This is a genomic window from Aequorivita sinensis, from assembly GCF_006346335.1.
Lineage (GTDB): Bacteria > Bacteroidota > Bacteroidia > Flavobacteriales > Flavobacteriaceae > Aequorivita > Aequorivita sinensis.
The window spans coordinates 335,466-361,339 of the sequence record NZ_VDMC01000001.1 but is presented as its reverse complement, the minus strand read 5'-3'; the positions used below and the strand labels follow the sequence as shown (position 1 = coordinate 361,339).

General features: G+C 34.6%; 20 protein-coding genes. 8 read left to right on the top strand and 12 right to left on the bottom strand.

What is annotated here, in order from left to right:
• The first annotated feature begins 2 nt into the window (after positions 1–2).
• Positions 3–1,895 (top strand): OmpA family protein, encoded by a 1,893-nt coding sequence (locus tag FHP04_RS01640; protein ID WP_139854092.1) that lies wholly within the window; start codon positions 3–5, stop codon positions 1,893–1,895.
• 70 nt (positions 1,896–1,965) lie between these two features.
• Here FHP04_RS01640 and FHP04_RS01635 read toward each other — a convergent pair whose 3' ends face one another.
• The 3 genes from FHP04_RS01635 to FHP04_RS01625 form a co-directional block, all read right to left on the bottom strand.
• A complete protein-coding gene (locus tag FHP04_RS01635) occupies positions 1,966–2,454 on the bottom strand; it encodes a GNAT family N-acetyltransferase (protein ID WP_139854091.1) in 489 nt (162 codons plus the stop codon).
• A gap of 79 nt (positions 2,455–2,533) precedes the next feature.
• On the bottom strand, positions 2,534–3,919 hold the full coding sequence (locus FHP04_RS01630) for a DUF5689 domain-containing protein (protein WP_139854090.1): 1,386 nt from the start codon (positions 3,917–3,919) through the stop codon (positions 2,534–2,536).
• 25 nt (positions 3,920–3,944) lie between these two features.
• Positions 3,945–6,704: a TonB-dependent receptor gene (locus FHP04_RS01625; RefSeq protein WP_139854089.1), complete on the bottom strand. Its 2,760-nt coding sequence runs from the start codon at positions 6,702–6,704 to the stop codon at positions 3,945–3,947.
• 122 nt (positions 6,705–6,826) lie between these two features.
• Here FHP04_RS01625 and FHP04_RS01620 point away from each other — a divergent pair, with 122 nt between their 5' ends.
• Positions 6,827–7,876, top strand: coding sequence for an endonuclease/exonuclease/phosphatase family protein (locus FHP04_RS01620; protein ID WP_139854088.1), 1,050 nt, complete (start codon positions 6,827–6,829; stop codon positions 7,874–7,876).
• A 75-nt stretch (positions 7,877–7,951) separates the two neighbouring features.
• Here the strand turns inward: FHP04_RS01620 and FHP04_RS01615 are convergent, their stop codons facing one another.
• The 8 genes from FHP04_RS01615 to uvrC all read right to left on the bottom strand — a co-directional run bounded on the left by FHP04_RS01615 (position 7,952) and on the right by uvrC (position 20,217).
• On the bottom strand, positions 7,952–8,392 hold the full coding sequence (locus tag FHP04_RS01615) for a hypothetical protein (protein ID WP_139854087.1): 441 nt from the start codon (positions 8,390–8,392) through the stop codon (positions 7,952–7,954).
• Between the two features lie 142 nt (positions 8,393–8,534).
• Positions 8,535–11,168: a TonB-dependent receptor gene (locus tag FHP04_RS01610; protein WP_139854086.1), complete on the bottom strand. Its 2,634-nt coding sequence runs from the start codon at positions 11,166–11,168 to the stop codon at positions 8,535–8,537.
• Positions 11,169–11,349: 181 nt separating this feature from the next.
• Complete coding sequence (locus tag FHP04_RS01605; RefSeq protein WP_139854085.1) at positions 11,350–12,573, bottom strand: M23 family metallopeptidase; 1,224 nt, start codon at positions 12,571–12,573, stop codon at positions 11,350–11,352.
• A gap of 121 nt (positions 12,574–12,694) precedes the next feature.
• Positions 12,695–13,468 (bottom strand): DUF3108 domain-containing protein, encoded by a 774-nt coding sequence (locus FHP04_RS01600; protein WP_139854084.1) that lies wholly within the window; start codon positions 13,466–13,468, stop codon positions 12,695–12,697.
• A gap of 102 nt (positions 13,469–13,570) precedes the next feature.
• The gene (gene hppD / locus FHP04_RS01595) at positions 13,571–14,731 is read right to left on the bottom strand and encodes a 4-hydroxyphenylpyruvate dioxygenase (protein ID WP_139854083.1); all 1,161 of its coding nucleotides are present in this window, start codon (positions 14,729–14,731) and stop codon (positions 13,571–13,573) included.
• A 126-nt stretch (positions 14,732–14,857) separates the two neighbouring features.
• Positions 14,858–16,015: a homogentisate 1,2-dioxygenase gene (locus FHP04_RS01590; RefSeq protein WP_139854082.1), complete on the bottom strand. Its 1,158-nt coding sequence runs from the start codon at positions 16,013–16,015 to the stop codon at positions 14,858–14,860.
• A 132-nt stretch (positions 16,016–16,147) separates the two neighbouring features.
• Positions 16,148–18,382, bottom strand: coding sequence for a patatin-like phospholipase family protein (locus FHP04_RS01585; RefSeq protein WP_139854081.1), 2,235 nt, complete (start codon positions 18,380–18,382; stop codon positions 16,148–16,150).
• A gap of 32 nt (positions 18,383–18,414) precedes the next feature.
• Positions 18,415–20,217: an excinuclease ABC subunit UvrC gene (gene uvrC, locus FHP04_RS01580; protein WP_139854080.1), complete on the bottom strand. Its 1,803-nt coding sequence runs from the start codon at positions 20,215–20,217 to the stop codon at positions 18,415–18,417.
• 131 nt (positions 20,218–20,348) lie between these two features.
• Between uvrC and FHP04_RS01575 the strand changes: the two genes are divergently transcribed.
• The 6 genes from FHP04_RS01575 to FHP04_RS01550 all read left to right on the top strand — a co-directional run bounded on the left by FHP04_RS01575 (position 20,349) and on the right by FHP04_RS01550 (position 25,117).
• Entirely contained in the window at positions 20,349–21,221 is an 873-nt protein-coding gene (locus FHP04_RS01575) for an ATP-grasp domain-containing protein (RefSeq protein WP_139854079.1), read from the top strand.
• Between the two features lie 146 nt (positions 21,222–21,367).
• Positions 21,368–21,793 carry an ATP-dependent zinc protease family protein gene (locus FHP04_RS01570; protein WP_139854078.1) on the top strand — a complete coding sequence of 142 codons (426 nt, stop codon included), beginning with the start codon at positions 21,368–21,370 and terminating at the stop codon, positions 21,791–21,793.
• The gene (gene rimK / locus FHP04_RS01565; RefSeq protein ID WP_139854077.1) at positions 21,790–22,662 is read left to right on the top strand and encodes a 30S ribosomal protein S6--L-glutamate ligase; all 873 of its coding nucleotides are present in this window, start codon (positions 21,790–21,792) and stop codon (positions 22,660–22,662) included. Before FHP04_RS01570 ends, rimK begins: the two co-directional genes overlap by 4 nt.
• A gap of 2 nt (positions 22,663–22,664) precedes the next feature.
• Positions 22,665–23,678 (top strand): succinylglutamate desuccinylase/aspartoacylase family protein, encoded by a 1,014-nt coding sequence (locus FHP04_RS01560; RefSeq protein WP_139854076.1) that lies wholly within the window; start codon positions 22,665–22,667, stop codon positions 23,676–23,678.
• Positions 23,679–23,908: 230 nt separating this feature from the next.
• Positions 23,909–24,364: a DUF4168 domain-containing protein gene (locus FHP04_RS01555; RefSeq protein ID WP_139854075.1), complete on the top strand. Its 456-nt coding sequence runs from the start codon at positions 23,909–23,911 to the stop codon at positions 24,362–24,364.
• 186 nt (positions 24,365–24,550) lie between these two features.
• A complete protein-coding gene (locus FHP04_RS01550) occupies positions 24,551–25,117 on the top strand; it encodes a 5-formyltetrahydrofolate cyclo-ligase (protein ID WP_139854074.1) in 567 nt (188 codons plus the stop codon).
• 57 nt (positions 25,118–25,174) lie between these two features.
• On the opposite strand, the gene FHP04_RS01545 is transcribed toward FHP04_RS01550, so the two are convergent.
• Positions 25,175–25,774 (bottom strand): lipoprotein signal peptidase, encoded by a 600-nt coding sequence (locus FHP04_RS01545; RefSeq protein ID WP_139854073.1) that lies wholly within the window; start codon positions 25,772–25,774, stop codon positions 25,175–25,177.
• Positions 25,775–25,874 lie beyond the last annotated feature (100 nt).

The window sequence follows — 25,874 nt, the reverse complement described above, 5'->3', positions numbered from 1 at the left end:
ATATGAAAAATATATATATAATATTTTTATTAATGGCTGTAAGTACCTCGACGCTTACCGCCCAGAATTTTAAAACCAAGACAGCCGACGAATTTTACGAAAGGCTACAGTATAACGACGCCATAGATGAGTATCACAGACTTGTAAAAAGGGGTGATGAAAGCACTTATGTATTAGAGCGTTTAGCAAATAGTTATTACAATATTAATGACACTAAAAATGCTGAAATTTTCTATAAAAGAGTTGTAAAAAGACTTGATGCAGATCCAGAGTCTGTTTATAATTATGCACAAGTACTTAAGGCCAACGGGAAGTTTTCAGAATACAATAAGTATATGAAGGAATATGCAAAGCTGAGACCTCAAGATTCTCGTGCTATTGCCTTTATGCAAGACCCAAATTACCTTCCTCGTATTGCAGATGAAAAAAATCAAAAATTTGAAGCTGTAAATTTAGAAGAGATAAATACAAGGTATTCAGAATTTGGTGGTACTGTTGTAGATAATGAACTTTATTTTTCATCAAGTAGAAATATACTTCGTAAGAATTATGACTTAAACGATGAACCATTCTTAGATTTATACAAAGCAACTATTGAAAATGATGTTGTAAAAAACGCAAAACTTTTAAACGATGAAATAAATACTAGATTTCATGAAAGTTCTGTAGCTATTACTCCTGATGGTACACGTATGTATTTTGATAGAAATGATTATTTCAATGGGAAATACAAAAAAAGTGAACAAGGGATTAATGAATTAAACATCTTTTATGCTGAAAAAGTAAATGGCGAATGGGGAAATATTCAGTCTGCGCCATTTAACAGTAAAGAATTTTCTTCTAGTCATCCAGCAATTAGTCCAGATGGTAAAACGCTTTATTTCTCAAGCGACCGACCAGGTGGAATGGGGAATGCTGATTTGTATAAAGTAGCTATCAATGAAGATGGAACTTTTGGTGAACCTGAAAACTTAGGTGAAGGAATTAATACTGAAGGTAGAGAGGTTTTCCCTTTCGTTGATGCGAACGGTACTCTTTATTTTTCAAGTGATGCTCATTTAGGTCTTGGAGGATTGGATGTGTTTTCTGCTCCAGCTAAAGGAAATGGATTTGGAGAAGTTAAAAATTTAGGCTTAGGTATTAATAGTAGTAGTGATGATTTTGCTTTTTCTTTTAATCCTGAAACAGAAGAAGGGTACGTGTCTTCTAACCGTGCAGGTGGAAAAGGAAGCGACGATATCTATAAAATAAAGAAAATTGAATCTTGCGATTTACCTATAAACGTTTTAGTGGTAGATGCTTCTACAAATGAACCTATTTCTGATGCTAGAATTGATCTTTACGATAACCGTGAAAATAAATTAAAGAGTCAAAACACAGATGCTGATGGAAACAGTGAAGTATTAGTTGTTTGTGATCAAGATCACGTTGTTCAAGTGTTTAAAGAAGGATATGAAAGCAATGCTGAAACCGTAGCTGGATTTAATGAAGGTGAAGAGAACATTACAATTGCACTTCGTCCTATCGATGATATAGTTGAAGGAAACATTGTGAAACTTAATACTATTTATTTCGATTTCGATAGACACAATATAAAACCACAAGCTGCTTTCGAACTTGATAAACTTGTAGAGTTGATGAAGAAAAACGAAAATATGGTTATTAAAGTTGAAGGACATACTGATAACCGTGGAAGCGCTGCATACAACTTAAATCTTTCTGATAGAAGAGCTAAGAGTACTGTACAATATGTAATTTCGAAAGGAATTTCTAAAGACAGAATTAGTGGTGAAGGCTTTGGTGAAAGTAGACCAGCTGTAGATTGTGGTGGTAATTGTACAAATGATGAACATCAACAAAACAGACGTTCTGAATTCATTATCCAAAAAAGATAATTTTTAGATAACTTAGATAAATAACCAACCAATTTAAAAGCCCTTACAATTAAATATTGTAAGGGCTTTTTTATATTTTAAATTTATAGTAAGCAGCAGGTAAACCATGATAATTACCATCGTAATCCCATTCGAACCCTTGATTCATCAAGATTTTCTGAGATGCTACATTTTCAGGATCTATAATTGCGACTAATTTGTGAATATCCTCAATCTGCTTGCCCAAGTTTACCATGCTGTGTGCAATTTCAGAACCATAACCTTTGCCCCAAAATTCAGGCATTAGCAAATATCCTATTTCTGCTTCATTTTTCTTTGTCATCTCGAGCTTTGCATGCCCTACAAAACTTCCATTACTTTTAAGGGTTACTTTAAACCTTCCGATAATTAAATTTTTCACATTATCACTTAGCATATTCTCAAACCTTTCTCGAGCTTCACTTTCTTCATCTGGACGGCCAGTAACCATTTTCATTACATCGATATTACTCACCAATTGAAAGTAATCTTCAAAATCACTGAAGGTGTAATGATTAAAGATCAATCTTTCGGAAATCATAGTAAGGTGCGTTTAAATGAATAGTATAAAGTTATAGAATTGAAATTTAGCATTTCTGTATTCGATAACTTCTTTAGGTTTATTCAATTACAGAAATATTATCTATTTGATAGGTGGTTGTTATACCATTCGACGCCCCTAAATACTGAAAACCAATATATACTATTTCCCCTGCATATGTCGAAAGATCAATATCTCCAGAAGGCGTGAATTCCGCGCCGTAGCCATTGGAATTTCCAGCGGATATGTCTGCATCCAAGCTTGTCCATTCTGCGGTTAAAACGTCCCCATCGAAGTCTGTGGCTATTTTTATAGTTAATGCTTCTCCATTATAGAAGCCGTCATTGGTGTCGAAAGTGAGAATCGGGGACGAATCGCTTGGTAATCGTATACCAGGTGTTACCAACCAAACTTCGTATGGACTTTCACCAGAATTATATGCTGAGGTTTGTGTGTAATTATTGGAATTAAACTCCATTACTTCAAATACTCTCGTTCCGCCATTTACATTTACATTTGTCCAACCTTCAATGTCTAAAGGAATTCCAGCACCTGAATTGTGACTTTCAAAGTCTTGAAAAAAAGGCAGATCAAATATTTCACCATTTCCGCTTAAATTACACCTTTCGTTATTCATATTCACATCATCAATATCGCGGATAAATAGCTGTACATCATTATTAAATCGACTTAAAACAGCAGTTATTTCTCCGTTTCCTTCGGGGAGCAATAATCCTTTGAAATCGGAATATCCGCTAGTTCTTAGCACTATAGTTTCTTCATCACAATTTTCTAACTGTCTGTTTACACTATAGGTGTTTCCTGGATTTCCGTAATGCGCAATTCCCGCGAGGCCTTCAGGAAATTGGACATTTTCAAATTTCACTAAGGTGTTAAGAAATACTTCGTTTGTATCATTGTCATTTGCTTGTGAAATGGTAATTGTCTGCGGCTGAATTTCAACTTTCTCAGTAGAACGCAAAATTCTATCTTCAAAATCTTCGACATTTATTCGTCCAACTTCATCTCCATCAAGAATCCCAATCGTGGGTAGTCCAGCATATTCACCGATATACAAGCCATCAACACGAAAATATATCTTTCGTCCAGGTTCATATTTTGTATATAAATTTGTTGCTTCAGTAGAAATTGCCACTCCTGCATTTGGATTTTCAGGTAAATCCTGAATAACTAATGACTTATAGAAATTACCAGTTTCATCGCTTGAGATAGCATAAGCTGCTAAGTATAACTCTCGTGAAGAACCTTCACCAGCTTCGATAATTTTTGGTTCGTATCCTCGATAAATTCTTTTAATAGTTTCAATAGTGGTATTTACATCAACATTCGGCTCTTCTACATTTATTTCGGGAACATTATAATCATCGTCTTGAACACAGGAGGCTCCTATTATCCCTAGAAGGAATAAAAGGCTTATTAGTTTTATGTTTTTTAAATTTTTCATAATTAAAAAAAATTACGGTTCTTAATCAAAATCGGACGTAAGCATTTATATAATAAGTAGTTCCGTATCCATACCAGTATTTTGATCCAAATACGGGTGTGTCATTGGCAGTGTCTGCAGATAGGGTTCTAAAATTTGAATTTCTACCTTGCTCAAAGCCACCTGTTTTATACTGCTTATTTAAAATATTAGAAACTACAGCAAAAAATCCGACGTATTTACCTTTAACTCTCCAGGATTTTCCGCCTACTATGTTCACCAACATATATGGGTCGAACTTTTCCTGTTTTAGTAATTGTCGTGCTTTTTCTGGGTCATAATCGTTAAAGGGCATTCCGTCATTATCTAAATAGAAATTTTCGGTGCGAGTAAGAGGAGATATATTGATATATGCCTGATTGAAGTAATTAGCAGTAGCTCCAAACCACCAAAATCTTGGATCGCGGTATTCAAAACCTAATTGATAAGCTTGTTGAGGTCCTCCGGCAATTTTATAATTTTTAAGAAAAGATTTTCCAAAAAAGCGGGGCTCATCTAAGTCATCTGAAGTGATGTAAAGATCCGGATTACTATTGTAGGTATTTTCTCCATATGCGGCGGCGGCTTTTAATTTAATAGTAGGTGTAACTTGAGCTTCAATACCTAATTCAGCTCCTATATTTTTCTTTTCTACACCAGTAAGCACTTCTTGCACAAAAGCTGTAGTAGAAGATCTCCCAGGAACTGAAATTCCGTCGGCATAATAAAAAGAAATCTCTGAGCCATCTTGCCTTAAAGTGTAGTATCCCGACAAACGCGCTTTTATAAATGGAAATCGCAATATGTAATTGCCATCGACATTTATGTTTTTCTCTTCTGCTAACCCAATTACAGTACTATTGTTTTGGCGTGAATTTGAAAATGAATTACGTATTGTAGGAGCACTTGTGAAATAAGCCGTGTTTAGTTCGAGAGCGTGCCTTGCAGTTAATTTATAGGTAAATCCAGCCTTAGCGCCATAAGTTGTAAAATTTAATTTCTTGCTTTTCCCAAAAGATTCATTTGTATCAGGATAGGAACCGTTGCGATATAGACCGTTTCGTTGATAATTAGTTTTCCCTGCTTTAGCTGCGAAATAAAAGTCTACTGCTGAATAGGAAAACTGTGCTTGAACGAAACCATTGTAATCAGTAGCATCAATTTCATAATTGTATTTGAATTTATCACCTACACCAATTAGTCGATTTGGATTATTTAAATCGTTTTGCGCTGCATCACCTGAATTAAATGTATCCACATCTAAATACTCATTACCGCCTAAAAGATCCTTCATACTGGCGAAGTTGCTAGATTTTAAATTTCTATAATTAAATGAAGCATTTATTTCAATATAATCGGATAGACGAGAGTTTAGTATTGTATTTGCTACGAGCTGTGTATCATCGTTTCTGTCTTCGTATAAATAATATCTGGATGTTCCTCCGTAAAGAATATTTGTTTCATACATATTAAGCCAATTAACCTGTCCATTATTTACAAAGCTTGAATAGGCTCTATAAGCTCCCTCATAATCAGGATTGTTAGGGTCCGATAAAAAGTAGCTTGGAAGATTTTTATAGTAACTTGGGTCTGGATTAGGAACATTGTCATACCCTAAGCGGCTATTTCCTGTTTTTCCAAATTGATAACCAATATTAGTGTTCAGTTCTGTTTTTGGAGAAATATTCCAGAAATGATTCAGCATTATAATAGGCTCTTCCACTTCTCTAATTCTAGAATTTCGGATTTCACCATCTTGTTTTCCCCAATATGAATTATACTGATTTCCTTTTAAATCGTATACCTCTTGGGTGTTTGGAGAAGATTTGCCACGCCTGTTGGGTGTGTAAAAAGCAGTTAAATTCAAGCTGTGATGTTTACTCAACTTCTTTTCAACAGAGGCAAAAAATGAATTTGCATCGTACAAAGTTCCATTTATATAACCTTCATCGCCATAGCGTCTTGCTATTAGCACAGTATATGCCCAACCATTTTTGGATAAACCACTGTTATATGAACCAATAATACGCCCGCGGTAACTACGGTTACTAGATGCGTAGGAAATGCGTCCTCCCTTACTGTATTGAGACGCTCGCATTATAATGTTTGTTGTGCCAGCAAGGTGTCCAAAGTTATATTCGTTTGCAGACATTCCCATTGAAAACATCTGATTGCGCTGTACATCATTCAACCCGCCCCAATTGCTCCACTGCGGTCTTCCATTGTAGATTTTATTCATTTCTAAACCATTAATCAATAGCTTTCCGTGTTCAGAACTATAGCCTCTTGGACGGAAAAATGTAGTACTAAAATCATAAGAAGCCGCATTTAGGAAAACATCTTTTGATGCTTGAAGTAATCCTGAAATATTATCTGATGTACCTTCGTCTTCGTCTAATTGGTCGTCAGACAGGTTTATAACTCCAATTTCAGATTCAAGTGCGTCTAGATCTACTTCTAAAAGAATAGCTTTTAAATGTATAGATCTATCAATTTGAATTATTATTGGAATTTGTATGCTTTTATAGCCTGGTTTGGAAATTTTTATAACTTGTTCCCCTTCTGGGAGATTTTTTTGTAGAAAAGTGAATTCTCCCGCTGAATTTGTTACAGTACTAAAATCACTGTTTTGAATGTTAACTATAGCTTCAGATATAGGTTCGCTAGAATAAGTATCAACAACTTTTCCAGAAATGGAATTGTCTTGCGAATAGGCTGAAAACCCTGCAAATAAAGCTGCAAAAAATGTTAAAAATATATATTTCATCCTGCTTAAAGTTATTTGTCATGGTTCTTTCTCTTAGTTTAAATAATCAAATATAAATTAATTTTATAACTATCACAAATTCAGTAACTTAGACGAGTATTAATGTGTGCTAAAAGTTTATTATGAAGTCTCTACTTTATACGTTGATATTTTTTATTTTTATTAATTCTGCTTCGTTTGGTCAGAATAATAAAGAGTTTAAAGTTTTAACTATAGCATTTTACAATGTTGAAAATCTTTTTGATTATGAAAATGACCCCTTGACTTTTGATGATGATTATACTCCTGATGGCAAGAACAATTGGACCAAGGAAATATACGAAGCTAAAATCGCCAATATTGCTAGGGTCATTTCTGAAATAGGCGCAGATCAATCAGGAACATCGCCAGCGTTAATAGGGTTATGCGAAATAGAGAATAGACGAGTTTTAGAAGATCTTGTGAACCATAAGCATTTGTTGAAAGACGATTATGGAATTGTTCATTTTGATAGTCCAGACCGTAGAGGGATTGATGTCGCCCTTCTTTACAAGAAAAAATTGTTTACTCCAATTAACTATGTAGCTAAGGAATTATTAATTTATGACGATGTGGATACTAGTAAACGTGTGTATACCCGTGATCAATTATTAGTAAGTGGAATGTTAGATGGTGAAAAAATTAGTGTTATTGTTAACCATTGGCCTTCGCGTAGAGGTGGTGAAGAGAGAAGCCGTCCCAAAAGAATTAGTGCAGCTAAACTTAATAAGAAAATTATAGATTCGTTATTTAGTGAAGACCCTTATTCAAAAATTATAACTATGGGGGATTTTAATGATGATCCTATAAACCCAAGTATTAAGAAGACCCTCAAGGTGAAGGGTAGAAATAAAGATTTGAAACTGAAAGAATTTTACAACCCAATGGAGACATTATACAAAAAAGGTCAGGGGACACTTGCTTACCGGGATAATTGGAATTTGTTTGATCAGATAATTATATCTACCGAATTAACTATAAAAGATTATTCATCGTATAGATTTTATAAAGCCGGGATCTTCAATAAAAATTATTTAATTAATCAACGAGGTCGTTATAAAGGGTATCCTTTTCGAAGTTTTTCTGGTGGGTTTACTGGAGGATATAGCGATCATTTTCCGGTATATATTTATTTGATTAAAGAAAAAAATTAAATCGATTAACGCTATTTGTAAAATAAAAAAGGCACTCTTAATTAAGAGTGCCTTGTGTTTTTTTAGAAACTTTTATTAAAACCATTGTGACCAAGGAATTCTACTTAGCATAAGTACTAATCCAATTGTGTAAAATATAGCAAGTGTTTTAAATTTTTTGTTTGAAAGTAAATTCTTTTTGTGTTTTGAATAACCAATTGTTATAAATAGTACAGTTAAAATCATCATCATTGGATGCTCAACTGCATATAGTCTAAAAGTAGAATCTTTCATAACAACACCCATCCCATTGTTTGTGATGTTTTGTAAACCTAATGGAGAAGTAACGTAAAGTACAATTCCAATAAGTAATTGGATATGGGTAACTATTAATGCAAAAAGAGAAATTCTAAAATCTTTTGCACCGTATTCTCTTTTTGAAAAGAATCCAGCCAATGCGTTAATAGTTGCTAGTACTACAATTAGTAGCACTAAGTAAGCCCAATAAGAATGAATAAAATGTAGAGTATTAGCCATAGTTTTTTTTATTTTTTTCAAATATAAGATTTATACCCTTTTAAACCTTCTTTTGCGTTCTCAATTATTTGCAGATTGAAATATCAAGGAATAAAAAATGCCCCGAATTCCGGGGCATTTTCATTATGTATAATACTGAGTATTAGAAGTCGTAACGTAGACTTGCGTTCCAAGTTCTTCCGTTACCGTAGTAGTATCCGTAAGAATCTTTTTGGCTTAAGTACATTTCGTTTGTAGCGTTATAAACGTTTGCACGGAATGTTAAGTCACTTCCTCCAAAATCAAATTTGTAAGAAAGACCTGCGTCTAATACGCTATAAGCATTTAAACGATCAGCTTGGTAAACTTCATTTTTGAAAGCAGCTTCAGTTACATCTCTTGCGTCAACGAATCCGTAAAGATCAGTATAGATGTTATAATCTGCATCTACGCTAAGTCCATCTACAATAGTGTATTTGAAACCAAAACCAAATGATGTTTGTGGTGCATTACCAACTTTAGTACCAGTTAAGTTAACGTTACCTTCTTCAAGTAATTCGTTAGTTTCACTAGCTCTAGTTTGGAATGGAGAATCTCCATCGTATTTCCAATTACCAATACTACCAAACGCTCTAATCATGAAGTCGCTAGAGTAACGGTATTTACCTTCAAATTCGAATCCTTTATGAACTTGTGTGATACCAGTAAACTTTTGGTAACGGTCAACTTGTTCAATTGGGTTAGAGGAAGTTTCATCACCTTCAATAAATCCACCAGAAAGGAATCTGTTACCCCATTTTGTGTAGTAAGCATTTAAGTCTAAAGAGAAGTTTCCTGAACGTAGTCTATAACCAGCCTCAACTCCTAAAATCTCTTCGTTGTCGATTTCGTTTTCTCCATCTAAGATGTAGTTAGAGTTTCTGATATCATCAAAGATATTATCTAGGAATGGTTGTCTTGAGTAATATCCAGCATTAACAAAAACCGTATTGTTTTCGATAAATGTGTAACCCATACCTCCTTTGATGTTGTATCCAGTTTTGTTAACCTTTGCAGATTTACCAAGACCGTCTACACCTTCTACTTCTTTACCAGTAGCACGACCTTCTCTTTGGTAGCTTTGAGTTGATACAGCTCCTTGAACAAAAGCAGAGAAGTTGTCAATCTTATATTCAGCTTGTCCGAAACCACCGATGTAGTTGATGAATTCTGAATAATCGTAGTTAAAACGCTGTCCTTCGTCAGCAGAGTTGAATAGCGCAGACCAAGGGTTTGCTTCGAAAGTTTCGTTAATTACGTAATCGCTATCTCTTAAATCGCCGTAACCGAAGTTATCAGCATATCCTTGAAGACCTAAAAGGTCATTCATTTGGTACCAGTGGCTACCTTTGTAGAAACGAGTATCAACACCTACATTGAAAGTGAAGTTATCACTTACAGCAGTTTCAAGGTTTGTAAGGAAACCATACCAGTTGTGGTTGTTTACTGACATTCTTCTTGCCAATGAACCATTTCCATAACCTCCGATTCCGTTATCAGCACCAGCGATATTAGCTTCTTCAATAGCATCGAAATCTACATTTCCATTGTTGTCATAGATAATGTTTCTTGAGCTTCCAGCAGGGCCAGTTCCTCCACCACGTCCCCAAGATGCATAAAGCACAGAAGATAAGTTAGTTTTGTCGCTAATTTCCCAATCCCAGTTAAGGTTAGCAATTGGCTTGTGGTAGTAGTTTCTTCTTAATGTAAATCTTTCTCCATTATAGAAACCAGAGTTACTGTTATATCTTTTTCCGTATAAATCGTAATCTTCTAACGACTTAGAGAAGTTTTGGTCATGGAATTGTGGAGCACCAGTTAACAATAAGTTGAAAGAGTGCTTATCGTTTGGTACGTATCCAACACCAATAAAATAGTTTTGTCCTTGTCCTGCAGTACCATCAGAATACTTTCTGTGTGCTTGCCAGTGGTCAATCATAATGCTATAAGCCCACTTTCCTTGTAAGCCAGAATCGTAGCTAAAAGTACCTTTAAAGTAGCTGTCGTTACCAGTCATAAAACGAGCAAAACCACCTTGTTTTCTTCCTGCTGCACGAGATACAATGTTTACAGTTCCACCTACTGACGAAATAGCCAGTTTAGAAGAACCTAAACCTCTTTGTACCTGAACTGCGTTTGCAACATCAGACATACCAGACCAGTTAGACCAGTACATTCTTCCGTCTTCCATACCATTAATTGGCTGTCCGTTTAAAAGGAATGCAGTGTTTGTTTGGTCAAATCCACGTAAGAACATTTGTGAATCTCCAAAACCTCCAGCTTGGTTAGATACGTAAACACTAGGCGTACTTTTAATAGCCTCAGGGAATTCTACGTTACCTACAGCTTTAGCTTGAATTTCAGCAGATGTAATTGTAGATACGGCAATAGGTGTTTGACGATCTCTCGCCATGTCGATAATACCTTTACCTACAATCACAACTTCTTCAAGTGCGTCAGAGTCTACAGTAATTTTAACTGTACCTAGGTTTGCAGAACCTCCTACAGCGTTATATTGTGCTTTTTGAACATTGTAGCCAATATATGAAATAGTAAGTGTACCCGTTTTAGATGATGTCTTCAAAGTGAAGTTTCCGTCGAAATCGGTGATGGCACCATTTGTTGTGCCGGTCTCAACCACGTTAGCACCAGCTAACGGACTGTTAGTTTCAGAATCGACTACCGTACCGGTAACCGTTGTTTGTGAAAAAGCAGCAATGCTGCCAAGGAAAAAAACAATAAGTAATAGTTTTTTCATGAATTTAAATTTTAGGTTTAAAAATTTCGGCAAAAATACAATCTTATAGGGGTTACTACCAACTATTTTCATTAAGAAATAGTTAAGAGAATATTTCTGCTGAATAAAGATAAAATTTAAACTATAATACCTTGAGGATTTGCATGTTAGTTAATAACAAGGTTATTAACATTTTTAGAGTTTAAAAGACGATGCAGTCTAATTGGTCTTTAACTGGCATCAGATTTGCAAAATATTCTTCGTGTAAAGCTTTAGGAAGTGGTTCAGAAAATGGAGTGTCGTCTTTAAACGGATCTACCTGTTTTCCATTTTTCCAAAATCTATAGCACACATGAGGGCCACTTGTATTTCCTGTCATTCCAATCCAACCAATTACATCTCCTTGGCTTACGTGTTGTCCTACTTTTACCTTTCGCGCTTTCATATGCAGGTATTGGGTTTCGTAAGTGCCGTTATGACGTATTTTTACGTAATTCCCATTTCCGCCTCTGTATTCAGATTTAGTAACTACACCATCGGCAGTAGCTAAAATAGGGGTGCCTACAGGAGCTGCAAAATCGGTTCCTTTATGAGGTCTAAGCTTAAAGCCGTAATACTTAATACGTCTGTTTAAATTGTATCGAGAAGAAATTCTGCTAAATTTTACAGGTGATTTTAAGAAAGCTCTTTTAAGGTTGTTCGCGTTTTCGTCATAGTAACCTGAAATTTTACCAAGAGAATCCGAGCCGTATTTGAAAGCATACAATGGCTTTCCATTGTGTTCAAAATAGGCTGCTTTAATTTCCTTTAAACCCGCAGGAATTGTATCGTCTATATAACGTTCGGTATATATTACTTTAAAACGATCTCCTGCCTGTAATTTAAAAAAGTTTATCGTCCAGGCATAAATGTTTGCAAGTTGATCGGTCATATATGGACTTAAATTCTGTTCTTCCATAGTTGCCGAAAGTGAACTTGTAATAATTCCTGAGGCTTCTTTTTCTTCGTATCGAACAGGTTTTTGGCTATTGTAAATAGTAAGAGAGTCTCTAAAATCAACAACAGCAAAATTAATTTTATTGCTTTCGTAAATAAAAACTTGTGTTTTATTAAGTGAATCTTTTGAATTTAGAAGTACATAAGGTTTCCCTACTCTTATTCTACGCACATCAAAACTATCTCTAAATTTAGTGGCAACCTGCATGATTTTATCCTGCGAAATTCCATTTGCGCTTAGGATATCGCCGAAAGTATCGCCTTTACGTATGGTGTCTCTAACAACATTAAAGTCGTTTAAGATATATCCATATTGTTCGATAATAGGGTCTTCTTGTTTTTCAACTACTTCATTAACATCGTCTTTTGTATTCTCACAAGCGGTAGTGAATAAGACAAGGGATAATAGTGCTACAATTAGGTGTTTCAATTCTGGGGAAATTTTTCTGTATTATTCTTTAATTAGGCTAACTCATTTTGTAGAAAAATATTGAATAGTTAATCAAAAAATTTACGCTATTCAATATTTTCTGGTTAGCGAAAAATAAAAATTACTTCGCTAATATTTTAAAGGAGTGTTGTAATCCTTTAAATTCAGTTAATGTCGCTTTTAAAGAACCAACTGCTAAATCGGCTTTGATTAACAACGGAATTTTGTTGTTATCGTCACTAATCCAAACAGTTAAACTTTCTTTTTCTTTAAATACTCGACCAGATTGTACATAAGGTCTAAATATTAAAGTGCGAACGGCCCCAAAATTAGTATCTAAAACTTCTTTACCAAGGAATTTTAGCCTGAATTTAAAATTTTCTTTGTCAAAAAACATATTCATTTCAACAATATCACCTTCTTTGATGTTTTCAGTGTCTAATTTGTTTCTGAGATAATAAAAAGCTGAAATCATATCTTGTGTTTCTTTAGGGAAAGAAAACACAGAAGTCTCGTTGTGCTTTTTGTCGTTTACAGTGGCTTTATTTGTGTTGTGGTTAAAGTCTATTTGAACATCTTTGGTATAACCACCTTCATCAATTTTTCTGATAAAGCGGTAAGGGATATCCTTTTTCTTATCTATATACGATTGGTAATCGTCTTCAACTTTAAAAAACCACTTTGAAAGTCCTACAGTTTTACCATATCCACGAACATGGTAAACTTCCTTGCCGTTTAAAGTAGCATTATTAACATTTAGAGTTGCATAACCTGCTGTTACAAATCCGTAATGAACTCGAAATTTAAAGTATTCGCCATCGCCATATGCTCTCTCTTGTGCAGAAAGTAAAAATGTGTTTCCAAAAATTAATAAAAGGACGATTAGCTTCTTCATAAAATGTGACTTTAGATGTTTTTATTATATGAATTACAACATCTGTTCCAAAAAATAAACCCCACCATATAAAGACGATGGGGTTTAGATAAAGTTACATTTTTATAATGTTCCTCTTTGAGCTTGCTCGCGCTCGATAGATTCAAAAAGAGCTTTGAAGTTTCCAGCGCCAAAACCTTTTGCTCCCATTCTTTGAATGATTTCAAAGAATAAAGTAGGACGGTCTTCTAATGGCTTGGTAAATATTTGAAGTAAGTATCCATCTTCGTCAGCATCTATCATAATAGATAGTTTTCTCAGCTCGTTGATGTCTTCTTTCATCATTTTCATATGGTCGCCTAAACGCTCTGGAATAGCATCGTAATATGCTTGTGGTGGAGGAGGTAAGAATTCAACCCCTCTTTCTTTTAACTGACTTACAGTTTTAATGATATCATCTGTTGTTAATGCTAAGTGTTGAACTCCTGCATCTTCATAAAAGTCTAAATATTCTTCAATCTGTGATCTTTTAGCTCCTTCTGCTGGTTCGTTGATAGGGAACTTAATACGTCCGTTACCATTACTCATTACCTTACTCATTAAGGCAGAATATTCTGTGTGAATTTGTTTGTCGTCGAATGATAGGAAGTTAACAAAGCCCATTACATCCTCGTACCATTTTACCCAAACGTTCATTTGATTCCAGCCTACGTTTCCTACCATATGGTCGATGTATTTTAAACCAGTTGGTGTTGGATTGTAGTCGCTTTTCCACTCACGGAAACCAGGTAAAAAGGTTCCGTTGTAATTTTTACGCTCAACAAACATATGTACTGTTTCACCATAAGTGTAAATACCACTACGTACTACTTCTCCGTTTTCGTCTTTTTCCACGGTTGGTTCCATATATGGTTTAGCACCGCGTTTTGTAGTTTCTTCGAATGCGCTTCTAGCATCTTCTACCCAAAGTGCAATTACCTTTACACCATCACCGTGTTTTACAATATGGTCGTTGATAGGGGACTTGCTATTAAGAGGTGTAGTTAAAACTAGTGTGATTTTATCTTGCTTAAGCACATAGCTTACCGAATCACGAGATCCTGTTTCAAGACCTTTATATGCATATGATTGAAATCCAAATGCTGTTTTATAAAAATGGGCACTCTGCTTTGCATTACCCACATAGAACTCTACGTAGTCTGTACCTAATAACGGCAGAAAGTCTTCTGCGCCTTCAAAAATCTTTTCTAGTCCATACTCGACCGACTTTACTTCTTTGCTCATAATTTAATTTTCTAAAAATCCTATTATTTATTAATCGAGAAGATTCTCTATGAGAGTTTCTTCTTGTAAATTTCATTAATTGACTTCAAATGTACTATATAATAAAATATAATTACAATTGAAGGGTTACTCTAACCAACTTTTGTAATAGGTGCCATCAGATAGTTTTAATCCATCTTCAGTAACCTTTAGAGGTCTAAAAGTATCTACCATAACGGCAAGTTCTTCCGTTTCAGTTTTTCCAATACTTCTTTCGGCTGCACCTGGGTGTGGGCCGTGAGGAATACCCGCAGGATGTAAGGTAATTTGACCTGCTTCAATATCGTTTCGGCTCATAAAATCTCCATCTACATAGTATAACACTTCATCGCTATCAATATTGCTGTGATTATATGGAGCAGGAACACTTAATGGGTGATAATCATAAAGTCTTGGAACAAAACTACACACCACAAATGCACTTGTTTCAAATGTTTGATGTACTGGTGGCGGTTGGTGAATACGCCCTGTTATAGGCTCAAAGTCGTGTATTGAAAAAGCATAAGGGAAATTATATCCATCATAACCAACAACATCAAATGGGTGGGTGGCATAAACCAATTCAAAAATTTCGTCTTGCTTCTTTACTTTAACCAAAAACTCACCTTTTTTATCGTAAGTTTCAAGTTCTTCGGGCTTTCTAATGTCACGTTCACAATATGGTGAATGCTCCAATAATTGACCGAACCAGTTTCTATATCGTTTTGGAGTGTAAATAGGGTGTTTAGACTCTACAATAAACAAACGATTATCTTCAGTATCAAATTCAATTTGATAAATTATACCACGAGGTACTAATAGATAATCTCCATACTTAAAATCAAGATTTCCTAAAAAAGTACGCAATTTACCTGAGCCTCTGTGAATAAAAATTAATTCATCAGAATCTGTGTTTTTATAGAAATAATCTTTCAGAGATTTTTTTGTAGCGGCAAGAACAATACTGCAGTCGCTATTGGTGAGTACAGTTTTTCTACTCTCTAAATAATCATTTTCTGGTTCAACATTAAACCCTTTTAATCGAAGTGACTCTATATTATTAGCTCTTGCAATTTTAGGTGAAACATTGTATTGTTTTTTTATCTCTTTTACTTGCGTAGGCCTGTGCTCGTGGTAGATATTACTATACATTCCATCGAAACCAATTGTGCCAAAAAGTTCTTCGTAGTAAAGACTTCCGTCTGGCTTTCTAAATTGGGTATGTCGTTTAGGCGGTATTTTGCCAAGTTTATGGTAGAAAGGCATATATGATGTTAAATATTAAATCAATAAATTTTGAGGTTAAAAATTTCAACGTCAACATTTTAATGTTTCAAATTGAAAAGCTTAACCTCACAAATATCGTAAAAATATACTAGTTACTGAACTAAGGAAACATTAAAACCTATAGCCCAATGCCACATACCATATCCCTTCATCGTGTTCCGGTGAGAAAGAATATTTTATTTCCATAGGTCCTAAAACTGTTTCTAAGCCGTAACCTAAAGAAAACCCTGAGTAGTCGATGCCATCAGCCCATTCTCCATTTTCTAAAAGATCATTACCTACGTTAGCAATGTTTGCTGAAACATTTATGTGGTTTTTTTTGAAAATTTCATAGTCAATAGAAAGGACGCTTTTAAGATATGTATTTCCTCGAAGTGAAATAGCACTATAGCCTAAAAACGGTATAATGTTGTTCATCTCTTTAAATCCGTATCCACCAAGTGCGAAGTCTAATGTCGTGGTTTCAGGGCCTCCTAATTTAAAACCACCTTCAGCGGTTATGTGAGCCGAAAATTTATCAGAAATTTTATGAGCGTAACCCATTTTTGCTTTTGCAAGTGAGAAAGGTCTAAAGTTTTTGTTTCGACCGTGAGCAAATAAATACCAGTGAAAATCTCCAGAAAAATAGGCTCCACTTTTCGGAAAGAAGCTGTTGTCGTAAGTATCGTACTTTAAAAGCCCAAAAGCACTATAGTAATTGGTACTTTCAAAAACAGTACGAGGAATATTGTTATTATCTGTACCAATGGTTTCCGATAGGTATCTAAGGTATTTATGCTCTGCGCCTATACTAAATACAAAAGATCTTTTAAAAAGTGTTTCGAAGTAAATTTGATTTGTAAAATCACTATAGTTAATGGAAAGTTTATTAATTGGAAGAGAGAGTTCATTATTTATATCTGGATCTATAAATGATATGGGTACTTCTGTGTCAAAAAAGTGATATTTTGAATTAATACCTACACTCCAATAAAACCCTTTGTCGATATAATACTGAAAATTATACCGAAGATTATCTCCTGCAATTAAATCTAATGAAGCGATATCATTATTGGTTAAAAGTCTCTTTTTAGTGATGTTTACTAATGCTGCAGTGTGGAATAAATCGTCGTAATGTGCTGAAAAACGAAGTAACATTGACGATTTGCTCTCCCGTAATTGCAATAACAAAGTGTTTTCTTGGTTGTCGTCTTCTATGAACCTATAGTTAATATCTTGAAAATTACCTGTAGCTGATAGGTTGTTGATTCCTTCATTAAAAGCTTTGAAGGTTACTTTATCTGGAGTTCGGAGTTTTAATTTTCCTAATACATAGCTTCGAGTATAATTGTCAAGACCTTCAATTTTCACTTCTTTTATATAGATAGAGTCTCGGTTCACAATATTTACTTTCTCTTTTTCCGAAGGTTTTTGTTTTGAAGCTACCTCAAGTAGTTCTTCTCGAAATTTATTTGCTTCATCAATACCAGATTGTACTATTTTTTTTCCTTCGTCGAATGAAACAACCGAGAAATCTTGAATATTTGGATGTATATAAATATCGGTTTTTCCACGTTTTTCAATCATATCATTAATGGTGCGATAGTTATTTATTTGTACTAAAACATCAATAGCAGATTTAAGTCTAGTTCTGTCTTTTAGACTGTCCTGAACATCAATCCCAATTATTAAGTCCATCCCCTTAGCTTTAACTTCATTAATAGGATAGTTATTAACCACACCCCCGTCAATAAGAACGCGATCGTTAATTATTACAGGGCTAAAAAGCGAAGGTAAGGCTCCACTTGCAGTAATAGCTCTAGGGAGGTAGCCGCGCTCTAGTATAACTTCTTTTCCCGTTTCAACATCGGTAGCAATACAGAAAAATGGAATTGGTAGTTTACTAAAATCGGAAGTGGTGCTAACGTGACTGGTTAATTTTGAAATTAAGTTATATACATTCTGACCTTTAGAAATTCCTGAAGGAAACCCAATTTTAAAATTATCGAAAGGTAGTATCAAGGAGTATTTTTCCGATTCTTCTTTCTCGTAAAATGTCTTCGCACTTCTCGGGATATTGTCGCGAATTAAAGTATTAAAGTCTGTTTTTTGAAAAATACTGTCAAGCTGGTTTGCCGAATATCCCGCTGCGTATAGAGCTCCAATAATTGCCCCCATACTTGTACCGCCAATATAATCTATACGAACCCCAGACTCTTCAATAACTTTAAGAGCTCCAATATGCGCAAGTCCTTTTGCACCTCCACCACTTAAAACAACGCCTACTTTTAAATCTTCCTTATCTTTTGTTTGTGACAATGAAAGCGTAGAAACTAGTATAAATAATATAAAAAGTGCTTTTTTCATTTATTAAATTTCGATTTTATTAATTAAATATATTAATCCGACTTAGTCTTTTGAAAATGGGTAACTATTTTCTTAGCTCTACTAGCCCCTACTACTTTTGAAAGCTCTTCGAAATTAGCTGAAGCAACACGTTTAGTGCTTTTGAAATGCTTCAATAATTCAACAATTGTTTTTTCTCCAATTCCCGGAATAGTTTCCAATTCTGTATTTAGCGCTTGCTTACTGCGTTTGCTTCGGTGGAAGGTGATTCCAAATCGGTGAGCTTCATTTCGTAATTGTTGTATAATTTTTAAGGTCTCACTTTTTTTATCTAAATATAAAGGAATAGGATCGTCTGGATAAAAAAGTTCTTCTAAACGCTTGGCGATTCCTATTATTGCTATTTTTCCACGTAAACCTAATCTGTCTAAGCTTTTTAACGATGATGAAAGTTGTCCTTTTCCTCCATCTATAATGATAAGTTGAGGTAAAGGTTGTTCTTCCTCCAACAATCTTTTATACCTGCGGTAAACAACTTCTTCCATTGAGGCGAAATCATCTGGTCCTACTACCGTTTTTATATTGAATTTTCGATAATCCTTTTTGCTTGGTTTTCCATTTTTAAAAACCACACAAGCAGCTACAGGATTGGTGCCTTGTATGTTACTATTGTCGAAACATTCAATATGGCGTGGTTCTACCGAAAGACGAAGGTCTTTTTTCATCTGCGCCATAATTCGCTTTTCGTGACGATCTGGGTCTACAATTTTAGCTTGTTTAAACTTCTCCATTCGAAAGTACTTTGCATTCCTTTCCGATAAGTCTAATATCGCTTTTTTGTCGCCTAATTTGGGTACGTGAACCTTTACCTCTTCTCCCAATTCCAATGCAAAAGGTACATAAATTTCTCTTGAAAGTGAATTGAATCGTTGGCGGAGTTCTATAATAGCTAGTTGAAGTAACTCCTCGTCGGTTTCATCCAACTTCTTCTTTATTTCTAGTGTATGCGACCGTATAATTGCTCCATGTGAAAGCTGTAAAAAATTAACGTAAGCATAGCCTTCATCAGAAATAATACTGAAAACATCAACATTGTTTATTTTAGGATTTACAACAGTAGATTTAGATTGATAGTTTTCTAAAATATCTATCTTCTCCTTTATGCGTTGAGCTTCTTCAAATCGTAATTCATCTGCATATTGCTTCATTAGCTTTTTGAACTTGTGCAAGGATTCTTTAAAATTTCCTTTTACAATATCTCTAATAGCTTCAATATTTTCGTGATATTCTTTTTCAGAATACAATCCTTCACAAGGCCCTAAGCAATTTCCGAGATGGTATTCTAGACAAACTTTGTATTTTCCGTCTTTAATTTTTTCTTCAGATAAATCGTAATTACAAGTACGTAGTGGATATAACCCTTTAATTAAATCTAGGAGGGTGTGTACGGTTTTCATACTTGTGTAAGGTCCGAAATACTCCGACCCATCTTTAATCATTCGTCTCGTTGGGAAAACTCTTGGGAAACGTTCGTTCTTTATACAAATCCACGGATAGCTTTTGTCGTCTTTCAGCAACACATTGTATCGTGGCTGATATTTCTTAATTAAGTTGTTTTCTAACAAAAGAGCATCCGTCTCTGTTTGAACAACAATATGTTTAATGTTGGCAATCTTTTTTACAAGAATTCGTGTTTTGCCGTTATCTTGTTGTTTGTTGAAATAAGAAGAAACTCTTTTTTTTAAATTTTTTGCCTTCCCAACGTAAAGTAACTTCCCGTCCCTATCGTAGTATTGATATACTCCAGGCGAATCGGGGAGTGTTGAAATTTGTAGTGTTAACGAAGCATTAGACATAACTCCAAAGATAATAGTTTGTAAATTTTAAATGATGCGTTTTCAGCTTCTAAATGTTAATAATAAATTATTTTTTTGGACCATTAAATCTCGTTACCTTTTTGGTTAAATTGCACCGCTAACTGTTATCTATGAATATCGCCATTTTATCGCGTGGAGAGACGCTTTATTCTACTAAAAGTCTACTGCATGCTGCTTCAGCCAGAAATCATAATGTAGAAGTTTTGGACCCTACTTATTGCAATCTCGAAATAGAAAACGGCAAGGCAGTGCTCTATTACGAAGGTGATCTTATTGATGACCTCGATGCAATTATTCCAAGAATTGGAGCTTCAAATACTTTTTATGGTACTAGTGTTGTCCGTCATTTTGAAGCCATGGGAGTTTTTACAGTGGTTTCTTCTTTGGGTATCACAAACAGCCGTGATAAATGGACGTGTTTTCAAGTATTAGCAAAACATCAAATTCCCATGCCGAGGACTATATTTGCGTCTTTCTATGATTTTGAAGAACAGTTAAAAACATTTAGGGGAAAACCAATCATCATAAAACTTTTAGAAGGCACTCACGGGGAAGGGGTTATTCTTACTGAAAGTCCACAAAATGCATTGGCAACTGTAGAAACTTTAAATGCCGCTGGAGTTAAGTTTTTATTGCAAGAATATATCGAAGAGGTAAAAGGCTCTGATGTACGTGCAATAGTGGTTGATGGAGTAGTGGTTGCTGCTATGAAACGAAAAAGTAAAGCCGGCGATTTCAGAAGTAATTTGCATCGCGGAGGTTCTTCAGAAATCATTGAGCTTTCTACAGCCGAAGAAAAACTAGCTATTAAAGCAGCAAAAGCAATGGGTCTTGGTTTTTGTGGGGTTGATATCTTACAATCCAAAAACGGACCGTTAGTTTTAGAAATAAATAGCACCCCAGGTTTAGAAGGTATTGAAAATACTTCTGGAAAAAATGTTTCTAAAAGTGTAATTGGTTATATTGAACGCAATATTAAATAGTTAATACCTTGAGGCGAATAGAAACTCGTCTCATATAATCAAAAAACATAAAACAATTAAAATATATCATCTGCTGTTGAGGTTTGGTTTCGATTTTAATTTCAAATTCGTTTTCATACCTTGCATTTGTAAAAACCTAAAATACATTGAAAAGAAACATTGGTAGAATAGACAAAGCTGATTTTCCTTTACTCAATCTGTTTGATGTTGAAGTGAAAATTGACACAGGTGCATACACTTCATCCATTCATTGCAAAAATGTAAAGGTTGAAGATAATTACCTAAAATGCTTGTTTTTAGACGAAGAACATCCAAGCTATCACGAAAAGGAAATTATCTTTGACGAGTACGACGTAAAAGTTGTAAAAAGTAGTAACGGACAATCTGAAGCCAGATATAGAATAAAAACGGAAATCCTTCTTTTCGGAAAAACTCAAGAAATTTATTTAACTCTAAGTGATCGTGAGGAAATGCGTTTTCCTGTGCTTTTAGGCAGAAGTTTTTTGAGCAATAAATATGTTGTAGACATCAACAAAACCAATCTTTCGTATAAATTAAAAACTAAAAAATGAAAATCAGAATACTATCCGCAAATGCAAACCTATATTCTACTAGGCGACTTGTGGAAGCCGCTAAAGCTAGAAATCACGAGGTTGAGGTTATCAATCATGCAAAGTGCGATATAGTTATTGAAAAGAAAAACCCTGTAATAATGTACAAGGGTCAAAAGCTGGATCATACCGATGCCATTATTCCTCGTATTGGTGCTTCAGTTACATTTTACGGAACTGCGGTGGTTCGTCAATTTGAAATGCAACGCGTTTTCACAACTACCGAGTCGCAAGCATTAGTGCGTTCGCGTGATAAATTAAGAAGTTTACAAATTTTATCTCGTGCAGGATTAGGACTTCCAAAAACCGTTTTTACAAACTATTCAAAAAACGTAAAGGAAATTGTTGATCAGGCAGGAGGTGCTCCCGTAATTATTAAGTTATTAGAGGGTACTCAAGGAATTGGCGTTATTCTAGTTGAAACTAGAAAAGCTGCTGAATCTGTAATTGAAGCCTTCAATAATTTACAAGCTCGTGTAATTGTGCAAGAATTTATTAAAGAAGCTGGAGGAGCCGATATTCGTGCATTTATTGTAGATGGTCAGATTGTCGGTGCGATGAAAAGACAAGGGAAAGAAGGTGAGTTTAGAAGTAATTTACACCGAGGTGGTTCGGCATCGGTTATAAAACTAACAGATGAAGAAGAAACTGCAGCTTTAAAAGCAGCAAAGGCTATGGGACTTGGTATTGCTGGAGTTGATATGCTTCAATCTGCACGCGGGCCACTTATTTTGGAAGTTAACTCCTCTCCTGGTTTAGAAGGAATTGAAACGGCTACTGGAAAAGATATTGCTAACTCAATTATAAAGTATATAGAGCGTAACGTGTAATTATGGCCAAAAAAGAAGAACGCGATATAGTTATTTTAAACGAACGCATTGCCCTAGGTGAAAGCCGTACAGTAGATTTTAGTATTGCAAAGCTTTACACATCTACGAAAGTAGAAATTCCAATAATCGTTGAACGATCGAAAATCCCAGGGCCAACGGTATTAATAACAGCAGCTCTTCACGGCGATGAAATTAACGGTGTAGAAATAGTAAGGCAGGTTATTGCTAAAAAGATAAACAAGCCAAAACGAGGTACAATAATTTGTATTCCAATTCTAAATGTTTTTGGATTCCTTAATGGCGATCGAAATTTTCCTGATGGACGTGACTTAAATCGTGTGTTTCCAGGAACTAAAACAGGTTCGTTAGCAAGTAGGGTAGCCTATCACTTTACTAAGAAGGTTTTGCCACACGCAGATTACTGTTTAGATTTTCATACAGGAGGGGCTAGTAGGTTTAATGCTCCACAAATACGCATAAAACCAGATGACGAAAAGTTATTAGAACTAGCCAAAGTTTTTAATGCGCCATTCACAGTTTATTCCAATACATTAGAGAAATCATATAGAAAAACTTGCCACAAAATGGGAATACCTTCATTGCTTTTTGAAGGTGGTAAAAGTTTGGATAGCAATAAAGATATAGCAAGAGAAGGTGTTGAAGGTATTATGCGGTTTTTAAAACATTTAGATATGTTAGGGCCTAGACATAGTGTTGCAGGTGCTGAATCTGAAACGGTAATTGTCGAAAAAAGTAAGTGGATTCGTGCCGTTAGAAGTGGCCTTTTACACGTAAAAATTGACTGTAATAAACACGTAAAAAAAGGAGAGTTTTTAGCTACCATTACAGATCCATATGGTAAAATGCGTTTCAAAGTTTTGTCTCCTAACGAAGGGTATATTATAAATGTTAATCAATCGCCCATTGTAAATCAAGGGGATGCAATATTTCATATCTCTACAGCAATTACGCCAAGTACTTTAGAATCTGAAGAAGAAAATCTCGAAATAATTTAATAACAAGCAAATTTTTTATACTCAAATGGTTTCGTAATAAGCTATGATCCAGTCTTATGAATCATAAAATACTACTAAAATTAAGTTAATAAAGTGATTTTTATTGGCAGAATTTAATGATGCAGTTAGCTTTGAAGTTTTCGGAATTGACAATTGACATTGATTTCTCATTTAGACCTATCTTATTATTGAGTCAATTCTTCTAATCATTTTATCTTTAAATAACAATTATGTTAAAATCAGTAAAACTTAAAAGTGTATTTTTATTTGTAACAATGTTGGGGACTTTTGGTCTTTTTGCCCAAGATAACCAAGTTAGTGAGGCAGAGTTAACAAAATTTGCCAATGCTTACATCGAATTACAAGTTCAAAATCAAACGGCACAACAAAAGATGGTTCAAATTATTGAAGCAGAAGGAATAGATGTACAACGCTTTAGTGCAATTCAGCAAGCTAGTATGAATCCAGAGCTAAAGGTTGAAGCCACAGACGAAGAAATAAAAATGCATCAAAGTGCAATTGAAAAAATACAAAAATTGCAACCAGAATTAGAAAAGGAGGCAAGTCAGAGAATTATTGCTACTGGCTTAACGATGGAACGTTTTGAAGCACTTGCGGGATTAATTCAAAATGATAAAAGCTTGCAGCAACGTGTGGAAGCTATTTTAATGAAAAGTCAGGAATAATATAATATTCTATATTTATATAATGAGAGAGGTTTTAACCTCTCTTTTTTTATTCCCTAATTTCTATCTAAATATGAATAGAATAGAGAGACTCCAATCCTTATATTTGTGTAATGATGAATAATTACAGTAAATCTTAGAAATATGATTTCTAACTGAAGTTACTTTTATTATACAGCCTGAATTATGCTCGATAAACCCACATTGCGAAAAAAATACAAAGAATTACGACAAAGCCTTTCTGATGAAGCTATTGATGAAATGAGCTTGCAGATAGCAAACCAAGCCTTAAAACTGCCAATTTGGGATAAAACCAACTATCATATTTTTCTTACTATCACAGGGAAACAAGAGGTTAATACGGAGTACCTTTTGCATATATTACAAGGAAAGGATAAAAGCATTATCGTTCCCAAAGCTGAGTTTTCTTCAGGTGAAATGAAAAATATATTGTTACAGGAAAATACTGCTTTAAAAACTTCAGAATATGGGATTCCGGAACCTGTTTCAGGAATAGAAGTGCCGGCAGAATTAATAGATGTGGTATTTGTTCCTTTATTAGCTTACGATAAAAAAGGAAATAGGATAGGTTACGGAAAAGGTTTTTACGATAAGTTTTTGAATAAATGTAAGTCTACATCAGTATTTATTGGACTTTCATTTTTTGATGCTGAATCTGAAATTCCTTACGAAAACACAGATATTCCACTAGATTATTGTGTAACTCCTAAGGGTACTCAATCATTTATATAAATGTTACTTATAGTCGCTTGCGTAATGTAATAAGATGTATTATTATTCAGTAATCTGCTACTTTTTCGGAAACGCGGTTTTATTAAAAAGAAGTAATAAAATAACCCCAACGCTAATAGCAGAATCAGCAATATTGAATACAGGGTCGAAGAATGTAAAATACGTTCCTCCGAAAAAAGGAATCCACTCTGGTAGTGTTCCTCCGTATAATGGGAAATATAGCATATCCACTACTTTTCCGTGAAAAAGTGTTCCATATCCACCCTCTTCCGGGAATAAAGTTGCTACTTGTCCATAGCTGTCGTTAAAAATAATACCGTAAAATACCGAGTCTATTATATTACCTAATGCTCCAGCAAAAACCAAGGAGATGCATAAAATTAAAATCTTAGGAGCGTTTTTTCTAACAGAGTCCCACAGCCAATACCCAATTCCGCCAATAGCTACAATCCTAAATAGCGTTAAAAAAAGTTTGCCGTATTCTCCAGGAATTTTAGCGCCCCAAGCCATACCTTCATTTTCTACAAAAAGTATTCGGAACCAATCGAAAACACGAATTTCTTCGCCTAACATAAAGTTAGTCTTGATGTAATATTTTGAAATTTGATCTATTAATAAGATCAAAATAATAATGAGAGAGGCTTTTTTAATACTCATAATTTTTTCGGCAATTGCTTTTCAGCTATACAGTTTTAGAGAACCATTGTTTCAAAATTTTTACTTTAAAAAACAGGGTTTTCCAATAGCATTTCTTTTG

What these genes read in the sequence shown, in the direction of transcription:
- FHP04_RS01640 (WP_139854092.1), top strand. Translation starts at nt 3, where the DNA reads ATGAAAAATATATATATAATATTTTTATTAATGGCTGTAAGTACCTCG.
- FHP04_RS01635 (WP_139854091.1), bottom strand. Translation starts at nt 2,454, where the DNA reads ATGATTTCCGAAAGATTGATCTTTAATCATTACACCTTCAGTGATTTT.
- FHP04_RS01630 (WP_139854090.1), bottom strand. Translation starts at nt 3,919, where the DNA reads ATGAAAAATTTAAAAAACATAAAACTAATAAGCCTTTTATTCCTTCTA.
- FHP04_RS01625 (WP_139854089.1), bottom strand. Translation starts at nt 6,704, where the DNA reads ATGAAATATATATTTTTAACATTTTTTGCAGCTTTATTTGCAGGGTTT.
- FHP04_RS01620 (WP_139854088.1), top strand. Translation starts at nt 6,827, where the DNA reads ATGAAGTCTCTACTTTATACGTTGATATTTTTTATTTTTATTAATTCT.
- FHP04_RS01615 (WP_139854087.1), bottom strand. Translation starts at nt 8,392, where the DNA reads ATGGCTAATACTCTACATTTTATTCATTCTTATTGGGCTTACTTAGTG.
- FHP04_RS01610 (WP_139854086.1), bottom strand. Translation starts at nt 11,168, where the DNA reads ATGAAAAAACTATTACTTATTGTTTTTTTCCTTGGCAGCATTGCTGCT.
- FHP04_RS01600 (WP_139854084.1), bottom strand. Translation starts at nt 13,468, where the DNA reads ATGAAGAAGCTAATCGTCCTTTTATTAATTTTTGGAAACACATTTTTA.
- hppD (WP_139854083.1), bottom strand. Translation starts at nt 14,731, where the DNA reads ATGAGCAAAGAAGTAAAGTCGGTCGAGTATGGACTAGAAAAGATTTTT.
- FHP04_RS01590 (WP_139854082.1), bottom strand. Translation starts at nt 16,015, where the DNA reads ATGCCTTTCTACCATAAACTTGGCAAAATACCGCCTAAACGACATACC.
- FHP04_RS01585 (WP_139854081.1), bottom strand. Translation starts at nt 18,382, where the DNA reads ATGAAAAAAGCACTTTTTATATTATTTATACTAGTTTCTACGCTTTCA.
- uvrC (WP_139854080.1), bottom strand. Translation starts at nt 20,217, where the DNA reads ATGTCTAATGCTTCGTTAACACTACAAATTTCAACACTCCCCGATTCG.
- FHP04_RS01575 (WP_139854079.1), top strand. Translation starts at nt 20,349, where the DNA reads ATGAATATCGCCATTTTATCGCGTGGAGAGACGCTTTATTCTACTAAA.
- rimK (WP_139854077.1), top strand. Translation starts at nt 21,790, where the DNA reads ATGAAAATCAGAATACTATCCGCAAATGCAAACCTATATTCTACTAGG.
- FHP04_RS01560 (WP_139854076.1), top strand. Translation starts at nt 22,665, where the DNA reads ATGGCCAAAAAAGAAGAACGCGATATAGTTATTTTAAACGAACGCATT.
- FHP04_RS01555 (WP_139854075.1), top strand. Translation starts at nt 23,909, where the DNA reads ATGTTAAAATCAGTAAAACTTAAAAGTGTATTTTTATTTGTAACAATG.
- FHP04_RS01550 (WP_139854074.1), top strand. Translation starts at nt 24,551, where the DNA reads ATGCTCGATAAACCCACATTGCGAAAAAAATACAAAGAATTACGACAA.
- FHP04_RS01545 (WP_139854073.1), bottom strand. Translation starts at nt 25,774, where the DNA reads ATGAGTATTAAAAAAGCCTCTCTCATTATTATTTTGATCTTATTAATA.